The organism is Microbacterium sp. GbtcB4 (genome assembly GCF_019091465.1).
GTDB classification, from domain to species: domain Bacteria; phylum Actinomycetota; class Actinomycetes; order Actinomycetales; family Microbacteriaceae; genus Microbacterium; species Microbacterium paraoxydans.
On the sequence record NZ_JAGXJJ010000008.1, the window covers coordinates 183,304 to 200,714 of the forward strand.

Annotated in this window: 21 protein-coding genes; 20 read left to right on the top strand and 1 reads right to left on the bottom strand. The window is 69.5% G+C overall.

Annotation, left to right across the window (positions count from 1 at the left end; translation table 11 throughout):
• The first annotated feature begins 12 nt into the window (after positions 1–12).
• The 10 genes from secY (at position 13) to rplQ (ending at position 6,765) form a co-directional block, all read left to right on the top strand.
• The gene (gene secY / locus KVS71_RS14035) at positions 13–1,335 is read left to right on the top strand and encodes a preprotein translocase subunit SecY (protein WP_025102391.1); all 1,323 of its coding nucleotides are present in this window, start codon (positions 13–15) and stop codon (positions 1,333–1,335) included.
• Positions 1,332–1,955, top strand: a complete 624-nt coding sequence (locus KVS71_RS14040) for an adenylate kinase (protein ID WP_029989083.1) — start codon at positions 1,332–1,334, stop codon at positions 1,953–1,955. Before secY ends, KVS71_RS14040 begins: the two co-directional genes overlap by 4 nt.
• Before the next feature lies 1 nt (position 1,956).
• Complete coding sequence (gene map / locus KVS71_RS14045; RefSeq protein ID WP_217584834.1) at positions 1,957–2,808, top strand: type I methionyl aminopeptidase; 852 nt, start codon at positions 1,957–1,959, stop codon at positions 2,806–2,808.
• Positions 2,808–3,479 carry a thioredoxin domain-containing protein gene (locus KVS71_RS14050; protein WP_217584835.1) on the top strand — a complete coding sequence of 224 codons (672 nt, stop codon included), beginning with the start codon at positions 2,808–2,810 and terminating at the stop codon, positions 3,477–3,479. Before map ends, KVS71_RS14050 begins: the two co-directional genes overlap by 1 nt.
• A gap of 173 nt (positions 3,480–3,652) precedes the next feature.
• The gene (infA, locus tag KVS71_RS14055; RefSeq protein WP_017201569.1) at positions 3,653–3,874 is read left to right on the top strand and encodes a translation initiation factor IF-1; all 222 of its coding nucleotides are present in this window, start codon (positions 3,653–3,655) and stop codon (positions 3,872–3,874) included.
• A 97-nt stretch (positions 3,875–3,971) separates the two neighbouring features.
• Complete coding sequence (gene rpmJ / locus KVS71_RS14060; protein WP_005050492.1) at positions 3,972–4,088, top strand: 50S ribosomal protein L36; 117 nt, start codon at positions 3,972–3,974, stop codon at positions 4,086–4,088.
• 146 nt (positions 4,089–4,234) lie between these two features.
• Positions 4,235–4,609, top strand: coding sequence for a 30S ribosomal protein S13 (gene rpsM, locus KVS71_RS14065; RefSeq protein ID WP_025102387.1), 375 nt, complete (start codon positions 4,235–4,237; stop codon positions 4,607–4,609).
• Positions 4,610–4,639: 30 nt separating this feature from the next.
• Positions 4,640–5,038 (top strand): 30S ribosomal protein S11, encoded by a 399-nt coding sequence (gene rpsK / locus KVS71_RS14070; RefSeq protein WP_017829189.1) that lies wholly within the window; start codon positions 4,640–4,642, stop codon positions 5,036–5,038.
• Between the two features lie 130 nt (positions 5,039–5,168).
• Positions 5,169–6,158 (top strand): DNA-directed RNA polymerase subunit alpha, encoded by a 990-nt coding sequence (locus KVS71_RS14075; RefSeq protein WP_025102386.1) that lies wholly within the window; start codon positions 5,169–5,171, stop codon positions 6,156–6,158.
• A gap of 34 nt (positions 6,159–6,192) precedes the next feature.
• Positions 6,193–6,765, top strand: a complete 573-nt coding sequence (gene rplQ / locus KVS71_RS14080) for a 50S ribosomal protein L17 (protein WP_217584836.1) — start codon at positions 6,193–6,195, stop codon at positions 6,763–6,765.
• Positions 6,766–6,819: 54 nt separating this feature from the next.
• Here the strand turns inward: rplQ and KVS71_RS14085 are convergent, their stop codons facing one another.
• Positions 6,820–8,040: a PAS domain-containing protein gene (locus KVS71_RS14085; RefSeq protein ID WP_060921248.1), complete on the bottom strand. Its 1,221-nt coding sequence runs from the start codon at positions 8,038–8,040 to the stop codon at positions 6,820–6,822.
• A 160-nt stretch (positions 8,041–8,200) separates the two neighbouring features.
• Between KVS71_RS14085 and KVS71_RS14090 the strand changes: the two genes are divergently transcribed.
• From KVS71_RS14090 to KVS71_RS14135, 10 genes are all read left to right on the top strand, one after another.
• Positions 8,201–9,220, top strand: coding sequence for a tripartite tricarboxylate transporter substrate binding protein (locus tag KVS71_RS14090; RefSeq protein WP_025102383.1), 1,020 nt, complete (start codon positions 8,201–8,203; stop codon positions 9,218–9,220).
• Position 9,221: 1 nt separating this feature from the next.
• Complete coding sequence (locus KVS71_RS14095; protein WP_036292133.1) at positions 9,222–9,782, top strand: tripartite tricarboxylate transporter TctB family protein; 561 nt, start codon at positions 9,222–9,224, stop codon at positions 9,780–9,782.
• Positions 9,782–11,329: a tripartite tricarboxylate transporter permease gene (locus KVS71_RS14100; RefSeq protein ID WP_025102381.1), complete on the top strand. Its 1,548-nt coding sequence runs from the start codon at positions 9,782–9,784 to the stop codon at positions 11,327–11,329. The genes KVS71_RS14095 and KVS71_RS14100 overlap by 1 nt, the downstream gene beginning before the upstream one ends.
• A 46-nt stretch (positions 11,330–11,375) precedes the next feature.
• Positions 11,376–12,173, top strand: coding sequence for a sulfite exporter TauE/SafE family protein (locus KVS71_RS14105; RefSeq protein WP_025102380.1), 798 nt, complete (start codon positions 11,376–11,378; stop codon positions 12,171–12,173).
• A 60-nt stretch (positions 12,174–12,233) separates the two neighbouring features.
• A complete protein-coding gene (locus KVS71_RS14110; RefSeq protein ID WP_036292129.1) occupies positions 12,234–12,689 on the top strand; it encodes a MaoC family dehydratase N-terminal domain-containing protein in 456 nt (151 codons plus the stop codon).
• Positions 12,686–13,090 (top strand): MaoC/PaaZ C-terminal domain-containing protein, encoded by a 405-nt coding sequence (locus tag KVS71_RS14115; protein ID WP_217584837.1) that lies wholly within the window; start codon positions 12,686–12,688, stop codon positions 13,088–13,090. Before KVS71_RS14110 ends, KVS71_RS14115 begins: the two co-directional genes overlap by 4 nt.
• On the top strand, positions 13,087–14,217 hold the full coding sequence (locus tag KVS71_RS14120) for a UDP-N-acetylmuramate dehydrogenase (RefSeq protein ID WP_217584838.1): 1,131 nt from the start codon (positions 13,087–13,089) through the stop codon (positions 14,215–14,217). Before KVS71_RS14115 ends, KVS71_RS14120 begins: the two co-directional genes overlap by 4 nt.
• Complete coding sequence (locus tag KVS71_RS20460; RefSeq protein ID WP_025102370.1) at positions 14,214–14,924, top strand: FadR/GntR family transcriptional regulator; 711 nt, start codon at positions 14,214–14,216, stop codon at positions 14,922–14,924. The genes KVS71_RS14120 and KVS71_RS20460 overlap by 4 nt, the downstream gene beginning before the upstream one ends.
• Positions 14,925–15,060: 136 nt before the next feature.
• On the top strand, positions 15,061–16,488 hold the full coding sequence (locus tag KVS71_RS14130) for a four-carbon acid sugar kinase family protein (RefSeq protein WP_025102369.1): 1,428 nt from the start codon (positions 15,061–15,063) through the stop codon (positions 16,486–16,488).
• Positions 16,485–17,375: an NAD(P)-dependent oxidoreductase gene (locus KVS71_RS14135; protein WP_217584839.1), complete on the top strand. Its 891-nt coding sequence runs from the start codon at positions 16,485–16,487 to the stop codon at positions 17,373–17,375. The genes KVS71_RS14130 and KVS71_RS14135 overlap by 4 nt, the downstream gene beginning before the upstream one ends.
• Positions 17,376–17,411 lie beyond the last annotated feature (36 nt).

The window sequence follows — 17,411 nt, forward strand, 5'->3', positions numbered from 1 at the left end:
GGAGGAACGTTCTTGTTTAGCGCCATCGCGCGGATCTTCCGCACGCCCGACCTGCGTCGGAAGATCGGTTTCACTCTCGCGATCATCGCGATCTACCGTCTGGGCTCGAACGTCCCTGCGCCGTTCGTCAACTTCCCGAACGTCGAGCAGTGTCTCGCTGCCAACGCCGGCACCGAGGGCCTGCTCGGACTCGTCAACCTCTTCTCCGGCGGCGCTCTGCTGCAGCTGTCGATCTTCGCGCTCGGCGTCATGCCGTACATCACCGCGACGATCATCACGCAGCTCCTGCGCGTCGTCATCCCGCACTTCGAGGCCCTGCACAAGGAAGGCCAGGCCGGACAGGCCAAGCTGACCCAGTACACGCGGTACCTCACGATCGCCCTCGCGCTCCTGCAGTCGACGACACTCGTCACTGTGGCCCGTACAGGCCAGCTCTTCGGCACGACCGACATCGGGGCGTGCACGCAGCTCCTCACGAACGACGTGTGGTGGGCGCAGGTGCTCATCATCATGGCGATGACGGCCGGCACCGGTCTGATCATGTGGTTCGCCGAGCTCGTCACCGAGCGGGGCATCGGCAACGGCATGTCTCTGCTGATCTTCACCTCGATCGCTGCGACCTTCCCCGGCGCGATGTCGATCATCTGGCAGACCCGCGGCTTCGAGGTGTTCCTCCTCGTGCTGCTCGTCGGCATCATCGTGATGGGGCTCGTGGTCTTCGTCGAGCAGTCGCAGCGGCGCATTCCCGTGCAGTACGCGAAGCGCATGGTGGGCCGCCGCACGTACGGCGGGACGAACACGTACATCCCGATCAAGGTCAACATGGCGGGCGTGATCCCGGTCATCTTCGCCTCGTCGCTGCTGTACATCCCGGCGCTCATCGCGCAGTTCAACACCCCGCAGGACGGCTCCACGCCGCCCGCGTGGGTCAGCTGGATCAGCGCGAACTTCACCACCGGCAACAGCCCGATCTACATGGCGGCGTACTTCCTGCTGATCATCGGGTTCACCTACTTCTACGTCGCGATCACGTTCAACCCGGTCGAGGTCGCCGACAACATGAAGAAGTACGGCGGCTTCATCCCCGGGATCCGGGCCGGCCGTCCGACCGCGGAGTACCTGGACTACGTGCTCACCCGCATCACGCTCCCCGGTTCCCTCTACCTGGGTCTGATCGCCCTCATCCCGTTGATCGCCCTCGCCACGGTCGGCGCCAACCAGAACTTCCCGTTCGGTGGCGCGTCGATCCTCATCATCGTCGGCGTGGGTCTCGAGACGGTCAAGCAGATCGATGCCCAGCTGCAGCAGCGACACTACGAAGGACTTCTCCGATGACGGTTCGACAGGCTCACCGACCCACTGCCCGTTTGCTCATCGTCGGCCCCCAGGGTTCCGGCAAGGGCACGCAGGGTGTGCGCATCGCCGAGTCCTACGGGATCCCCGTCGTCTCGACCGGCGACATCTTCCGCGCGAACATCAAGGAGGGGACGGCTCTCGGGCAGCAGGTCACGGCGATCCTCGACAAGGGCGACCTCGTGCCGGACGAGCTGACGAGCGAGATCGTGCGCGACCGGCTGAGCCAGGACGACGCGCAGAACGGCTTCCTCCTCGACGGCTACCCCCGCAACACCGCTCAGGTCGCGCACCTGGACGCGTTCCTCGAAGGACGCGGCGAGGCGCTGGACGCGGTGATCCTCCTCGACGTCCCGCGCGAGGAGAGCATCGCCCGCCTCGCGCTCCGGGCCGCCGAGCAGGGGCGTTCCGACGACACGGACGAGGCCATCGCGCACCGACTCGACATCTACGAGAAGGAGACGGCGCCGATCATCGAGGTCTACAGCAGCCGCGGCATCGTCGACCGCATCGACGGTGTGGGCTCCCTCGAGGAGATCACGGAGCGCATCTCCGCCGCCCTGGCCGCTCGTGGGCTGCGTTCCACCACGTCCGCCGTCTGAGATGTTCCGGCGCTCGATCTACAAGACCCCGGCTCAGCTGCGAGCCATGGTCGAACCCGGCCTCATCACCGCCGAAGCCCTCGATGGCGTCCGGGCCCTCATCAAGCCGGGGGTGAAGACGATCGAGCTCGACGCCGCCGCGAACCGCGCCATCCTGCAGCGGGGGGCGGAGTCGAACTTCCAGCTCGTCAAGGGGTACCACCACACGATCTGCGTCTCGGTCAACGAGCAGGTCGTGCACGGCATCCCGGGGGAGCGGGTCCTCCAGCCCGGCGACATCGTCTCGGTGGACTGCGGCGCCCAGTTCGAGGGCTGGAACGGTGACAGTGCGATCACGGTCGTCGTCCCCGATCCCGAGCGCCCCGAGCTCGTCGCGCGCCGCGAGGAGCTCTCCCGCGTGACCGAGGGGTCCATGTGGGCGGGGATCGCCGCGATGGCCACGGCCTCGTCGATCGACGAGATCGGCGCCGCCATCCAGGACTACATCGAAGCGCAGGGGCCGTCCGCAGTGAGCGGTGAGCCCTACGGGATCCTCCGCGAGTACGTCGGACACGGCATCGGGCGGAAGATGCACGAGGCCCCCAGCGTCTTCAACTACCGGACGCCCGACCGCGGCGCGGACGTGAAGCCCGGGCTCGTGCTCGCCATCGAGCCCATGGTCACCGCCGGCGGCGAGGCGACGTTCGTGGAGGATGACGACTGGACCGTCACGACGGTCGACGGCACTGACGGCTCACATTGGGAACATAGCGTCGCCCTGCATGATGGGGGCATCTGGGTGCTCACCGCGCCCGATGGTGGAAGAGCCGGACTCGCCCCGTTCGGGGTCGAGCCTCGAGAGATCGGAAAGTAATGGCAGCGGCGAAGAGCAACACCAACTGGTTCGCGATCGGCGTCTCCATCGCCGTCGTCGTGGTCCTGGTGGCCCTCGGCGGACTCGTGGTGTTCCTCAACAACCAGGCGACCTCTCCCGGCGCCACCCCGACCGCTAACGAGAACTTCGACGCCGAGGCCGGCTCCATCTCCATGGGTGACGGCGACACGACGGTGTCGGTCTTCCTCGACTTCCAGTGCCCGGTCTGCAAGTCCTTCGAGGACCAGTTCGGTGCCGCCCTCGAGGCCAAGGCGCAGAGCGGCGAGATCACCCTCGAGCAGCACCCCATCGCGATCCTGGACCGCTTCTCGCAGGGCACCGAGTTCTCCTCCCGTTCGGCCGGTGCCGCGTTCTGCGTCGCCGAGTCGGACTCCGACCTCTACTTCGACTACGCGAAGGTCCTGTTCGAGAACCAGCCGGCGGAGAACACCCCCGGCCTCACGAACGAACAGCTCGCCGAGTTCGCCACCCAGATCGGCGCGGGCGACGACGTCGTGTCCTGCATCACGGACGAGACGTACCGCAAGTTCGGTGCCGCGCAGGCGAAGGCCAACGACATCCAGGGCACGCCGACCGTCGAGATCGACGGCGAGCGGCTCGACCTCCAGAACCAGGAAGACATGAAGCGGTTCACCGACCTGCTCGGCTGAGACCCGCTCACCCGCTCGACGCCCCATTCGGCCAAGTTGCCGGATGGGGCGTCGTCGGATAACATAGATCTTTGGTGCCTTGTGCCATGCGTTCGGCGTGTCCGATCCGGCCCGGTACCGCACACCACCCACCCACCGCAGATCGACCGATCTGCAGAAGCGTCAGCGAGGCTATGGCTAAGAAAGACGGTGTCATCGAGATCGAGGGCGTGATCTCCGAGGCTCTTCCCAACGCGATGTTCCGCGTTGAGCTCAGCAACGGACACAAGGTCCTGGCAACGATCTCCGGAAAGATGCGGCAGAACTACATCCGTATCATCCCCGAGGACCGTGTGGTCGTGGAGCTCAGCCCCTACGACCTGACCCGCGGCCGCATCGTCTACCGCTACCGCTGATCGGTCGAGAAGTAACGGCTGCCCTTCGACGGGCTCAGGGACCCAGGTCTCGGAGGTCGGACATCGGGCAGCACGAAGACAGCGAACAGGAAACATCATGAAGGTCAACCCCAGCGTCAAGCCGATCTGCGACCACTGCAAGGTGATCCGCCGCCACGGCCGCGTGATGGTGATCTGCAAGAGCAACCCGCGCCACAAGCAGCGCCAGGGCTGAGCCCCCGCTGCGTGAGCGCCGCTCTCGCAATCTCATAACTCAATACGAAACGGCAGGATCAGAACCCGCGGAAGCGGGGGACACCTCGGGGCGGAGGCCCGGGCACCGATCCTGCTCCACACCTCCACAACACCCAGGAGAACCGCATGGCACGTCTTGCCGGCGTTGACATCCCGCGCGACAAGCGCGTGGTGATCGCCCTTACCTACATCTACGGCGTCGGCCGTACCCGCTCGGTCGAGATCCTCAAGGCGACCGACATCGACGAGAGCATCCGCGTCAAGGACCTCAGCGATGACCAGCTCATCGCCCTCCGCGACTACATCGAAGGCAACTACAAGGTGGAGGGTGACCTGCGCCGCGAGGTCGCCGCAGACATCCGCCGCAAGGTCGAGATCGGCTCCTACGAGGGCCTCCGCCACCGTCGTGGCCTTCCGGTCCGCGGTCAGCGCACCAAGACCAACGCCCGTACCCGCAAGGGCCCGAAGCGCACCGTCGCCGGCAAGAAGAAGGCCCGCTAAGCAGCGGCCAGGGACTAGGAGAACACTTTCATGGCTGCACCCAAGGCCGCCGCGCGCAAGCCGCGCCGCAAGGAGAAGAAGAACATCGCGCTGGGCCAGGCCCACATCAAGTCGACGTTCAACAACACCATCGTTTCGATCACCGACCCGTCCGGCGCCGTCATCGCCTGGGCTTCGTCGGGTGGCGTGGGCTTCAAGGGCTCCCGCAAGTCGACCCCCTACGCCGCAGGCATGGCAGCGGAGTCCGCTGCCCGCCAGGCCGCTGAGCACGGCGTGAAGAAGGTCGACGTCCTCGTGAAGGGTCCGGGCTCCGGCCGCGAGACCGCGATCCGCTCGCTGCAGGCCGCCGGCCTCGAGGTGGGTTCGATCCAGGACGTCACCCCGCAGGCGCACAACGGCTGCCGTCCGCCGAAGCGCCGCCGCGTCTGATGCGTGTGCCGAGCCGCTCGTCCTTCGGGTCGAGCGGCTCGGCGCCCCGCGTGGGGCATCGACTTCCACAACTCAAGACCTCACCCCACCACATGTCATATAGCGGGCATGTGATCGAAAGGAACACAGAGTGCTTATTGCACAGCGTCCCACACTGACCGAGGAAAAGATCGTCGAGAACCGGAGCCGGTTCATCATCGAGCCTCTGGAGCCCGGCTTCGGCTACACGATCGGCAACGCGCTGCGTCGCAGCCTGCTGTCGTCGATCCCCGGCGCCGCTGTCACCAGCGTCCGCATCGACGGTGTGCTGCACGAGTTCAGCACGATCCCCGGCGTGAAGGAGGATGTCACCGAGATCATCCTCAACATCAAGCAGCTGGTCGTCTCCAGCGAGCGCGACGAGCCCATCACCGCGTACCTCCGCAAGACCGGTGCCGGTGAAGTGACCGCCGCCGACATCTCGGCTCCGGCCGGTGTCGAGGTGCACAACCCCGAGCTCGTCATCGCGACGCTCAACGACACCGCCAAGTTCGAGCTCGAGCTCACCATCGAGCGCGGCCGTGGCTACGTCTCCGCGACGCAGAACCGCAACGAGTACGCCGAGGCCGGTCAGATCCCGATCGACTCGATCTACTCGCCCGTGCTCAAGGTCAGCTACCGCGTCGACGCCACCCGTGCCGGTGAGCGTACCGACTTCGACAAGCTCATCCTCGACGTCGAGACCAAGTCGGCGATCAGCCCGCGCGACGCCGTCGCCTCGGCCGCCAAGACGCTCACCGAGCTGTTCGGTCTCGCCCGCGAGCTGAACGTCGAGGCCGAGGGCATCGAGATCGGCCCGGCGCCGGTGGAGGCTGTGAACTCCAGCGAGCTGTCGATGCCGATCGAGGACCTCGACCTGTCGGTCCGCTCGTACAACTGCCTGAAGCGTGAGGGCATCAACACCGTTTCTGAGCTCGTCGCCCTGTCGGAGACGCAGCTCATGAACATCCGCAATTTCGGCCAGAAGTCGGTCGACGAGGTGCGCGACAAGCTCATCTCGCTCGGTCTGTCGCTCAAGGATTCGGTGCCCGGTTTCGACGGCGCCCACTTCTACGGCGGCAGCGAAGACGAGTCCTTCTGATACCCGACCCTTTCTGACCAGGAGTTAGACGATTATGCCCAAGCCCACCAAGGGTCCCCGCCTCGGAGGCGGCCCCGCCCACGAGCGCCTGCTGCTTGCCAACCTCGCGGCTGCGCTGTACACCCACAAGTCGATCAAGACGACCGAGACGAAGGCCAAGCGCCTGCGTCCGCTCGCCGAGCGCCTCATCACCTTCGCCAAGCGCGGGGACCTGCACGCCCGCCGTCGCGTGCTGTCGGTCATCGGTGACAAGGAAGTCGTGCACGTCCTGTTCAACGAGATCGCTCCGCTCGTCGCGGACCGCGAGGGTGGCTACACGCGCATCACCAAGGTCGGCAACCGCAAGGGCGACAACGCTCCCATGGCCGTGATCGAGCTCGTCCTCGAGCCCGTCACCCCGAAGGCGAAGTCGACCAAGAAGGCCGCCGCGGCTCCGAAGGACGAGAAGCCCGCTGCCGAGGAGGCTCCCGCTGAGGAGGCCGTCGAGGCTCCCGCGGACGAGACCGCTGCCGACGACACGGCTGCCGAGGCCGGCGCCAAGTCGCAGGCCGAGGGCGAGGCCGCTGAGGCCGCCGCCGAGGACGCTGTCGAGAAGAAGTCCGAGTAAGGACCGCTCTCCCACGAAGCCCGCCGCCCCTCTCGGGGTGGCGGGCTTCGTCGTTCAGCGGGGATCGGTGACCCGATAGCGCGCTCCGGGGCGCCCCTTGGTCGAGTAGTCCAGGGACCGCACGGCCTGGCCCGTGGCGGCGAGGTGCTCGAGATAGCGACGGGCGCTGACGCGGGAGATGGCGAGGTCGTCCCCGATCTCGGTCGCTGAGGCATCCGGTCGGGCGGCGAGGGCGGCGGAGACCCGTTCCAGGGTCTCCGCACTCAAGCCCTTCGGCAACCCGTACCGCTCCCGGAAGGCGATGATCGCGTCGGCCGCCTCGACTCGGCGGACGACGTCGTGCAGCTCGGTGTGGTCGCGGAGCAGGAGCGTCGCCCCCACGTCGGCGGATCCGTCTCCGGAGGCGGTGCTGCGGGCGACGAGCACATGCGAGCCGACGATGACGGGGCGGCCCGCGGCCTCCCCTTCCCGGAGCACGGTGGCGAGCTCCTCCCCGAGGACCTCGTCCGCGGGAGCGCCGTCGAGATCGGCGGCATCGCGGCCGAGGAACCTCGCAGCCGCGTCGTTGACCAGGGTGATCCGACCGGCGCCGTCCACGGTGACGACGCCTTCGCTGAGCCCGTGCAGGGTCGTCTCCTGGTTCTTGACCAGCGCCGCGATCTGGTGCGGCTCGAGCCGGTAGATGCGTCGCCGGATGAAGGACGTCACCCACGCGGCCCCGAAGACCCCGAGGACCGCTGCCACGAGCATGGCGGAGATGAGACCCACGAGGTTGCTGGTGAACTCCTCGTTCAGCTCGGACTCCAGGATGCCGACGGAGGCCGTGCCGATGACGGCACCGTCCTCGTCGCGGATGGGCACCTTCACCCGCCACGAGGTCCCGAGCGTGCCGGTCTGCGTGCCGACGAAGATCTCGCCGCCGAGCGGGATCGACGGGTCGGTGGACACCCGCTCGCCGATGCGGTCGGTGTTCGGATGCGAGTACCGGATGCCCTCGTCGTTGGCGACCACGACGTACGCGAGGTCGGAGGCCTCGCGGATGACCTCGGCGACCGGCTGGATGGCAGCGGCCGGGTCCTCGTCGTCGAACGCATCGAGGACGACGGGGAGAGCGGCGACGGACTGGGCGACCGCCTGCATGCGGTCCTTGTAGGCCTCGCGAAGCGCGTTCTCCTGGAACGCTCCGGCGGCGATGCCGGTGCCGAGGGTCACCAGGAACACGATCAGCGCCTGCAGCGCGAGCAGCTGCACACGGAGCGTCATCTTCGAGGCCACGGATCCATTCTCCCGGGTGGGTGGACGGGCCGCGAGCCGGCGCCGGAGCTGTTCGCGACCAATAGTTACGGAACGCGACCAATGGTTTCCGAAGCTTGAGCGGGTGCATCGGCGCCTCGACAGTGGACGGATTGCACTCGAACGCTCAAGGAGGAGCGCCATGAATCACGCCCGCATCGGGACCCTCGCCGCGGCAGTCGCCGCGACCGCCCTCGTCCTCACCTCGTGCTCGACCGCCGACGGCGGAACGGCCGGCTCCGACGGCGGCGACGACGCGGCCGCCATCACCGACGTCAACATCGTCGTCCCCGCCGACCCGGGCGGCGGCTGGGACCAGACCGGCCGCGCCCTCTCGCAGCTGCTCACGCAGGAGGACATCGTCGGTTCGGCGCCCGTCACCAACGTCGGCGGCGCGGGAGGCACGGTGGGTCTCGCGCAGCTCGCCAACGAGAAGGATCCGGCGACCCTCATGGTCATGGGCCTCGTGATGGTGGGCGCGGTGGAGACCAACGCCTCCGCCGTCCGCATCGAGGACATGACCCCGATCGCCCGACTCACGGACGAGCCCCTCGTCGTGGTCGTCCCCGCGGACTCGGAGTACGACACGCTGGAGGACCTCGTCGAGGATGTCGTGGACAAGGGCCAGGAGGTCACGATCACGGGCGGCTCCGCCGGGGGAGCCGATCACATCCTCGCCGGGCTGCTGCTCGAGGAGGCGGGACTCGACGGCGCCGAGATCGCCGAGAAGCTGAACTACACGCCCAACTCGGGCGGCGGCGAGGCCACCTCGCTGATCCTCGGAGGCAAGGTCTCGGCCGGCATCTCCGGCGTGGGCGAGTTCCTGCAGCATATCGAGGCCGGCACCATGAAGGCCCTCGCCGTCTCGTCGGAGGAGCCGGTCACGCAGCTGCCGGACGTCGACACGATCACCGAGTCCGGGTACGACGTCGTGCTCACCAACTGGCGCGGCGTGATCGCTCCGGGTGGGATCAGCGACGCCGAGCGCTCGGAACTCGAGCGCCTCGTCACCGAGCTGGAGGCGTCCGACGCGTGGAAGGACGAGCTGGAGACGCGAGGGTGGGCGGACGCGTTCCTCACCGGCGCGGAGTTCGACGAATTCCTCGACGGCAACATCGCCGAGGTCACCACGACGCTGCAGAACATCGGGCTGGTCGGCTGAGATGACGACCGGGTCTTCCGGACCCGGCGAGGAGGTGCGGACCGACGCCCGTCGGTCCGCACGTCTCGTCGCGTCCCTGCCGCGGGGGGAGCTCGTCTTCGCCCTGCTCATGGTGGCCCTCGGCGTGTTCGCGTTCGCCGGTGTGTTCACCATCCACGTGCCCGCGGGCGGCCAGGTCGGGCCGACGGTCTTCCCGCTGTTCGTCTCGGTGCTGCTTCTGGGCTCGTCTCTCGCCGTCGTGGTGAGCATCCTCCGCGGCCACCGCGGTGTGCCCGAGGAGGGGGAGGACGTCGATCAGAGCCTGCCGACCGACTGGCTCACGCTCGTGAAGATCGTGGCGCTCGTGGTCGCTCATCTGCTCCTCATCGAGCCGCTCGGCTGGGCCCCGGCGGCGGCTCTGCTGTTCGGCGGCGTCGCGTGGGCGCTCGGCGCCCGCCGCTGGTGGATGGCGCTCCTCATCGGCAGCATCCTCGCGCTGGTCGTCCAGGTCGTGTTCGGCGGTCTGCTCGGGCTGTCGCTCCCCTGGGGACCGGCGCTCGGTTGGCTGGGAAGGATGTTCTGATGGACAGCTGGAGTCTGCTCCTCGAGGGGTTCGCGACCGCGCTGCAGCCCCAGTACCTCGTGTTCGCCTTCTTCGGCGTGCTGATCGGCACCGCCGTTGGAGTGCTCCCCGGGATCGGGCCGGCGATGACCGTCGCCCTGCTCCTTCCCCTCACCTACACGTTGGAACCGGCCGCAGCGCTCATCACGTTCGCGGGGATCTACTACGGCGGCATGTACGGCGGGTCGACCACGAGCATCCTGCTGAACACCCCGGGGGAGTCGTCGTCGATCGTGACGGCGATCGAGGGCAACAAGATGGCCAAGCTCGGGCGGGGCGCGGCGGCGCTGGCCACCGCGGCGCTCGGGTCGTTCGTCGCGGGGACCCTCGCCACCGTAGGCCTGACGCTGCTCGCACCGGTGCTCGCGCAGTTCGCCGTGAACCTCGGGCCCGCCGACTACGTGGCTCTCATCGTCGTAGCCTTCGTCACCGTCGGTGCGCTGATGGGGTCCTCCGTGCCGCGCGGCCTGCTGTCGCTCGGCGTCGGCTTGTTCCTCGGCCTGGTCGGCACGGACTGGCTCTCGGGCCAGCAGCGGTACACGCTCGGCCTGCTGCCCCTGGCGGACGGCATCGACGTGGTGCTCGTGGCGGTGGGGCTCTTCGCGGTCGGCGAGACGCTGTACGTCGCGGCCCGGCTGCGGCACGGCGCGATCGACGTGATCCCCGTGTCGCGCGGGTGGCGCAGCTGGATGACGAAGGACGACTGGCGCCGCTCATGGAAGCCGTGGCTCCGCGGCACCGCCATCGGCTTCCCGATCGGCACGATCCCGGCCGGCGGTGCGGACGTGGCGACCTTCCTGTCCTACGCCACCGAGCGCAAGCTCTCGCGCCGCAAGGACGAGTTCGGCCGCGGGGCCATCGAAGGCGTCGCGGGCCCGGAGTCGGCGAACAACGCGGCGGCCGCGGGCGTGCTCGTGCCGCTGCTGACGCTGGGACTTCCGACGACGGCGACGGCCGCGATCATCCTCACCGCGTTCCAGACGTACGGTCTGCAGCCCGGGCCGCAGCTGTTCACCGGACAGGCTGACCTCGTCTGGGCACTGGTGGCGAGCCTCTACATCGGCAACGTGATCCTGCTCGTGCTGAACCTGCCGCTCGTGGGCATGTGGGTGAAGCTCCTGCAGATCCCGCGGCCGTACCTGTACGCGGGCATCCTCCTGTTCGCCGCCTTCGGCGCGTACGCGCTGAACTTCGCGGTCGTCGACATCCTGATCCTGCTGATCATCGGCGTCCTCGGCTACTTCCTGCGGCGGTACGGGTTCCCGGTGGCGCCGCTGGTGGTGGGCATGATCCTCGGGCCGATGGGCGAGGAGCAGCTGCGGCGCGCGCTGCAGCTCAGCCAGGGCGACCTGACGACGCTCATCGCGCAGCCGTTCTCCGCAGTCGCCTACGTCATCCTCGCGCTGCTCATCGTCGGCGGGCTGTGGCTGCGGCGCCGACAGCGCCGGTACGAGCAGGCGCTCACGGAGTCCATCGCGGTGCCCGTCAAAGCGGACTCGGAGGTTTGAGCCCGCTCGATTCGAGGAGGGGAGAGGCCGGGAGTAGGCTGGTCCGGTGAGCGATGCGACGGTCCTGAAGCGCGGGCCTCGCGCCTACGCCACGTTCATCGGCATCGGCCTCCTCGCCGGCCTCCTCTCCGGTCTCTTCGGCGTCGGCGGCGGCACGGTCATCGTCCCCCTGCTGGTGCTGCTGCTCGCGTTCGACCAGCGGCTCGCGGCCGGGACCTCGCTGGCGGCGATCGTCCCGACGGCGACCGTCGGGGTCATCTCCTACGCTGCGTCGGGCTCCGTCGCCTGGATCCCGGCGCTGATCCTCGCCGCCGGAGCCGTGGTCGGAGCGCAGATCGGCACCCGCCTGCTCCCGCGGATCTCGCAGACCGCCCTCCGCTGGGGGTTCGTCGGCTTCCTCGTCGTCGTTATCGTGAGCCTCTTCCTCGTCATCCCCTCGCGCGACGCCGTCTTCGAGCTCACCTGGCTCACCGGGATCGCCCTGGTGGTCGTGGGAATCGGAACCGGCATCCTGGCCGGGCTCATCGGCGTGGGCGGCGGTGTGATCGTCGTGCCGGTGCTCATGCTCGCGTTCGGCACGAGCGACCTCGTCGCGAAGGGCACCTCGCTGCTCATGATGATCCCGACCGCGCTCTCCGGCACGGTCGGCAATCTCCGCAACCGCAACGTCGATCTCCTCGCCGCGCTGCTCATCGGCGTCTCGGCGTGCACCACGACGGCCCTCGGCGCCTGGCTGGCGACCATCGTCGACCCGACCGTCGGCAACCTCCTCTTCGCCGCGTATCTCGTCGTGATCGCGGTGCAGATGGCCCTCAAGGCCGTCCGCGGGCGTCGGCGCGGCTGAGTCAATTTCCGCCGGCCCCGCCCGGACCGGACTGTCGGCGTGCCTCGGTAGGATCGACGGGTGGCAGTGAACCAAGAACTCGTCGGCCGGGAGTTCCCGCCGACCGCCCCCTACCTCGTCGGGCGGGAGAAGGTGCGCGAGTTCGCGCGCGCCGTCTTCGCCGACGCCCCGCAGCACACCGACGTCGAGGCCGCCCGTGCGGCCGGCTTCGCCGACGTCGTCGCGCCGCCGACCTTCGCGATGGTCCTGCAGGACCTCACGCTGCAGCAGCTGCTGGCCGAGCCGGATTCCGGCATCGTCTTGGCGCGCACCATCCACGCCGAGCAGCGGTTCCGCTACACCAGGCCGATCGTCGCGGGAGACGAGCTGACGGCGCAGCTGCGCGTCACCGGCATCCGCATGATGGGCGGCAACGCCATGATCACGAGCGAGGCCGAGATCACCGACGACGGGGGCGCGCACGTCGTCACCGCCACCAGCGTGCTCCTCGTCGGCGCCGAGGAGGAGACCGCATGAGCGCGTTCACCGTGGGAGACGTGCTGGCCGAGCGCACCGTGCACCTGACGAGGGAGTCTCTCGTCCGCTACGCCGGTGCCTCCGGGGACTTCAACCCGATCCACTACCGCGACGACGTCGCCGCCGCGGTGGGCCTTCCCGGCGTGCTCGCGCACGGCATGCTGACCATGGGGATCGCCTCGTCGGTGGTCGTCGCCGCGCTCGACCCGCAGACCCGGATCCTCGACTACGGTGTGCGCTTCACGAAGCCCGTGGTGGTCGACCCCGAGACCGGCGCCGACGTGCACGTCGTCGCGACGGTCGGCGCGGTGGACGATGCGTCCGCGCGCATCGACCTCAAGGTCACGACCGGCGACACCACCGTGCTCGTCAAGGCGCAGCTGCGCGTCGCCGTCCGATGAGCGACGTCGAGCCGATCCGGCTGGCCGAGCTCACGACGCTCCGCACCGGCGCCGCCCCCGCGCGCATGCGCGAGGCGACGACGACGGCGGAGCTCGTCGCGGTCCTCCGGGAGACCTGGGCGGAGGGCGACCCCTGGCTGGTACTCGGCGGGGGTTCGAATCTCTTCGTCGGCGACGAGCCGTTCGAGGGCACCGTCATCCGCATCCGCACGAGCGGGATCGAAGAGCTCCCGTCGCCGCATGCCGGCCGCATCCGCCTGCGCGCGCAGGCCGGACACGGCTGGGACGATCTGGTGTCGTACGCGGTCGAGCGGGGCTATGCCGGACTCGAGGCCATGAGCGGCATCCCCGGCACGGTCGGCGCTGCGCCCGTGCAGAACATCGGCGCCTACGGGCAGGAGATCCAGGAGACCCTGGTCGAGGTCGAGCTGATCGATGAGGGTTCCGGCGAGATCTCCACTGTTCCGGCGACCGAGCTCGGGCTCGGATTCCGCACCTCGGTGCTCAAGCACCATCACGGGAGCGAGCCGCAGCGCCGGGCCGTGATCCTGTCCCTCACGGTCGATCTCCTCGTCGCCCGCGAACGCGTGGTCCGCGGTGAGCAGCTGCGACGCGCTCTCGGCCTGACCGACGACACCCCGGTGCCGCTGGTATGGGTCCGGGAGCGCATCCTCGCCACGCGCGCATCGAAGGGCATGCTGCTCGACGCCGACGACCCGGACACGCACGGGGTCGGCTCCTTCTTCCAGAACGCGATCGTCACGGCCGCCCAGGCCCGGTCCCTTCCGCCGGAGTGCCCGCGCTGGCCGGTCGCCCCCGACCTCGACGCCGTGACCGTCATCCCCCTCGCCTCCTACGACGGACACGTGCCGCCGACGAAGACCGAGGCCCCGGACGTGAAGGTGAGCGCCGCCTGGCTGATCGAGCAGGCCGGCATCCGCAAGGGGTTCAAGCTGCCCCGCTCGCGGGCGTCCGTCTCGACCAAGCACGCCCTGGCCCTGACCAACCGGGGCGGCGCCACGGCGGCCGAGGTCGCCGAGCTCGCCCGATTCATCCAGCACCGTGTGCACGCCGAGTTCGGTCTGGTGCTGCAGCCGGAACCCGTTCTGGTGGGCGTCGACCTGTGACGAAGCTCGAGCGGGTGTCGCGGACGCAGGCCGTCGTGGACGGTCTGCTCGACGCCATCATCACGGGTCGGCTCGAAGCCGGACAGCCGCTGCCGCCCGAGGGGGAGCTCGCGGAGCAGTTCGGGGTCTCCCGCCTCACGATGCGCGAGGGCGTCCGCCTGCTGCAGGCGCAGGGTGTGATCGTCGCGGTGCCCGGCACCCGACACCGCATCGCGCCGACCGACGAGTGGACGGGCCTCGACGCGGTCGTCCGGCACGCCCAGAGCGCAGGCGCCCGAGAGCGCTCCTCGCTGGAGATGCTCGAGATGCGCATGATGTTCGAGACCGGGGCGGCGGAGTTCGCGGCGGGGCGCCGCACCGAGGAGCACCTCGCCGAGATGGCCGCGCTCCTCGAGGAGATGCAGGCGGCGCACGAGCGGGCCGACGTGGACGCCTTCGTGGCCGCCGACCTCGCCTTCCACGACGTGATCATCCGCGCGGCGGAGAACCGCATCCTCGTGGCCTCGATGCGTCCGCTGACGACGATGCTGCAGGCCACCCGCAGCGAGACGAGTGCCATCCCGGACATCCGCGAGCACGCGCTGGCGGAGCACGCGGCGGTGCTGGAGGCGATGCGGACCGGGTCCGGCGCGGCTGCCCGCCAGGCCATGCGCAGCCACATGCGCCAGACCCGCGACGACCTGCTGCGCTACGTCCACGGGCGCTGAGCAGCACGCTCTCCGTCGGTTTGGAAGGACGGTGATCGTGAGGTACGCTCGTCGTTATCTGATATCGGATAGCGATGCAGATTCCCCTGGCCCGTGGCCCCCACCACGGGCCATCTTCCGGAACGAAGGAGTTCGTGTGCACATCGACGACCTGCTGGCCCCCCTGCCTGCACCCGTCGCCGTCACCGCGGCCGACGTCCGCACCGAGGTCGACCCCGCCGCCGTGCTCCTCGTCCTCGACGACGACCCGACCGGCACGCAGTCGGTCGCGAACCTCCCGGTCCTCACCCGATGGGAGCGCGCAGACCTGGACGAGGCGCTCGCGACCGGCGCCGCCGCCGTCTATGTGCTCACGAACACCCGGTCCCTCGACGAGGAGGCCGCGGCCGCCCGCAACCGCGAGATCGTCGACGTGGCCCTCGCCGCCGCCGAGGCCCAGGGGCGGCGCGTGACGTTCGTGTCCCGGGGCGACTCGACGCTGCGCGGCCACTTCCCGCTCGAGACCGATGTCCTCTCGGCGGAGGTCGGTGCCCGCACCGGCCGCACCCCCGCACTGACCCTGCTCGTCCCTGCGTTCCCCGACGCCGGGCGCATCACGGTCGACTCCGTGCACTACTGGGTGACCGACGGCGAGGCCACCCCGGTCGGCGAGACGCCTTTCGCGGCGGACGCGACCTTCGGCTACGGCTCTTCCGACCTGCGCGAGTGGGTCGCCGAGAAGACCGGCGGACGCATCCCGGCGTCCGCGGTCGCGGGTCTCGACATCCGCACCATCCGCGCCGGGGTGGACGCCGTGGCCGGCTTCCTCGAGGGACTGACCGACGGCACGGTCGTGGTGGTCGACGTGGTCGAGGAATCGGACATGCGCGTCGTCGCGCTCGCGCTGCACCGCTTGCGGGACCGCGACGTGCTCCTCCGAGTCGGCCCGCCCTACGTGCGCGCGCACATCGGACAGGAGATCGCCGAGCCGGTGCGCGCGGAGGACATCCCCTTCGCGCATGATCGCGGTGGCCTCGTGGTCGTCGGCAGCCACGTGCCGCTCACCACCGCTCAGCTCGAAGCTCTCACAGCGGCCCGGCCGAACACCCGCACGATCGAACTCGACGTGCGTGCCCTCATCGGCTCCGAGCGCGAGACCCACCTCGAGACGCAGGCGCACGCCGTCGCCGAAGCGCTCGCCACGGGGACCGTGATCGTGCACACCACCCGCGAACTCGTCACGGGTGCCGACGGCGACGAGAGCCTCGCGATCGCCCGCCGCATCTCCAGCGGCGTGGTCGAGCTCGTGCGTCGGGTCCTCGCCATCGCTCCGCCCCGCTTCGTCATCGCGAAGGGCGGGATCACCTCCAGCGATGTCGCGAGCGAGGCCCTCGAGATCCGCCGGGCCACCGTGCTCGGTCCCATGCTGCCCGGCCTCGTGTCGCTGTGGCAGCCGGAGACCGGCCCTGCCGTCGGTATCCCGTACGTCGTGTTCGCCGGCAACGTCGGCGACGCGGACTCCCTCGTCACGGTCGTCGCCACGCTCGCAGGCGACGATGGAAACAACCCGGAAGGACACTCATGACATCCACCGTCGCTGTCATCGGACTCGGCGCCATGGGGCTGCCGATGGCCACCCGCCTCGCCGAGCGCTTCGCGGTGCGTGGCTTCGACATCGCTGCCGAACGCGTCGCCCTCGCCGCAGAGGCGGGTGTCACGCCGGCGGCGTCCGCAGCCGACGCCGTGGACGGTGCCGACGCGGTGCTGGTCGCCGTCCGGACCGGCGCGCAGCTCGAGGCGCTGCTCTTCGGCGAGGACGGGTTCGCCCCGCACCTCGCGGACGGCGCGGTCGTGATCCTCACTAGCACGGTGGGCACGGACGGCATCGATGCCATCGCCGCCCAGCTCGCCGCGCACGGTGCGCAGCTCGTCGACGCTCCGCTGTCCGGAGGGCCGGTCCGTGCCGGGGAGGGCGACCTCCTCATCGTCGTCGGCGCCACCCCGACCGCTCTGGAGACCGCGCGGCCCGTGCTCGACCAGCTCGCCTCGACGCTGTCCATCGTCGGCGACAAGCCCGGGGACGGCCAGGCGCTGAAGACCGTCAATCAGCTCCTCTGCGGCGTGCACATCGCCGCGGCCGCGGAGGCGCTCGCGCTCGCCGACGCCCTCGGACTGGATCGCGCCCGCACACTGGACGCGCTGACGGCCGGTGCCGCGAACTCCTTCATGCTCGGCAACCGCGGTCCGCGCGCCCTGCAGGCCTACGACGAGGACGGCGCCGAGGTGCTCAGCCGCCTCGACATCTTCGTCAAGGACCTCGGCATCGTCGGCGACGCCGCCCGCCGCGCGCACCTGTCCACGCCGGTCGCTGCCGCGGCCGAGCAGCTGTTCCTCCTCGGCGAAGCGCAGGGCCTCGGGGCCCTGGACGACTCCGCCGTCATCCGCGTCGTCGCACCCGAACGACTGTCCTGAGCGCGACGTCGCGCCCTCACTGAAAGAAGAGATCCA

Excerpts from the sequence above, each read along its gene's own strand:
- KVS71_RS14040 (WP_029989083.1), top strand. The coding sequence starts at position 1,332 with ATGACGGTTCGACAGGCTCACCGACCCACTGCCCGTTTGCTCATCGTC.
- map (WP_217584834.1), top strand. The coding sequence starts at position 1,957 with ATGTTCCGGCGCTCGATCTACAAGACCCCGGCTCAGCTGCGAGCCATG.
- KVS71_RS14050 (WP_217584835.1), top strand. The coding sequence starts at position 2,808 with ATGGCAGCGGCGAAGAGCAACACCAACTGGTTCGCGATCGGCGTCTCC.
- infA (WP_017201569.1), top strand. The coding sequence starts at position 3,653 with ATGGCTAAGAAAGACGGTGTCATCGAGATCGAGGGCGTGATCTCCGAG.
- rpmJ (WP_005050492.1), top strand. The coding sequence starts at position 3,972 with ATGAAGGTCAACCCCAGCGTCAAGCCGATCTGCGACCACTGCAAGGTG.
- rpsM (WP_025102387.1), top strand. The coding sequence starts at position 4,235 with ATGGCACGTCTTGCCGGCGTTGACATCCCGCGCGACAAGCGCGTGGTG.
- rpsK (WP_017829189.1), top strand. The coding sequence starts at position 4,640 with ATGGCTGCACCCAAGGCCGCCGCGCGCAAGCCGCGCCGCAAGGAGAAG.
- rplQ (WP_217584836.1), top strand. The coding sequence starts at position 6,193 with ATGCCCAAGCCCACCAAGGGTCCCCGCCTCGGAGGCGGCCCCGCCCAC.
- KVS71_RS14090 (WP_025102383.1), top strand. The coding sequence starts at position 8,201 with ATGAATCACGCCCGCATCGGGACCCTCGCCGCGGCAGTCGCCGCGACC.
- KVS71_RS14095 (WP_036292133.1), top strand. The coding sequence starts at position 9,222 with ATGACGACCGGGTCTTCCGGACCCGGCGAGGAGGTGCGGACCGACGCC.
- KVS71_RS14100 (WP_025102381.1), top strand. The coding sequence starts at position 9,782 with ATGGACAGCTGGAGTCTGCTCCTCGAGGGGTTCGCGACCGCGCTGCAG.
- KVS71_RS14115 (WP_217584837.1), top strand. The coding sequence starts at position 12,686 with ATGAGCGCGTTCACCGTGGGAGACGTGCTGGCCGAGCGCACCGTGCAC.
- KVS71_RS14120 (WP_217584838.1), top strand. The coding sequence starts at position 13,087 with ATGAGCGACGTCGAGCCGATCCGGCTGGCCGAGCTCACGACGCTCCGC.
- KVS71_RS14135 (WP_217584839.1), top strand. The coding sequence starts at position 16,485 with ATGACATCCACCGTCGCTGTCATCGGACTCGGCGCCATGGGGCTGCCG.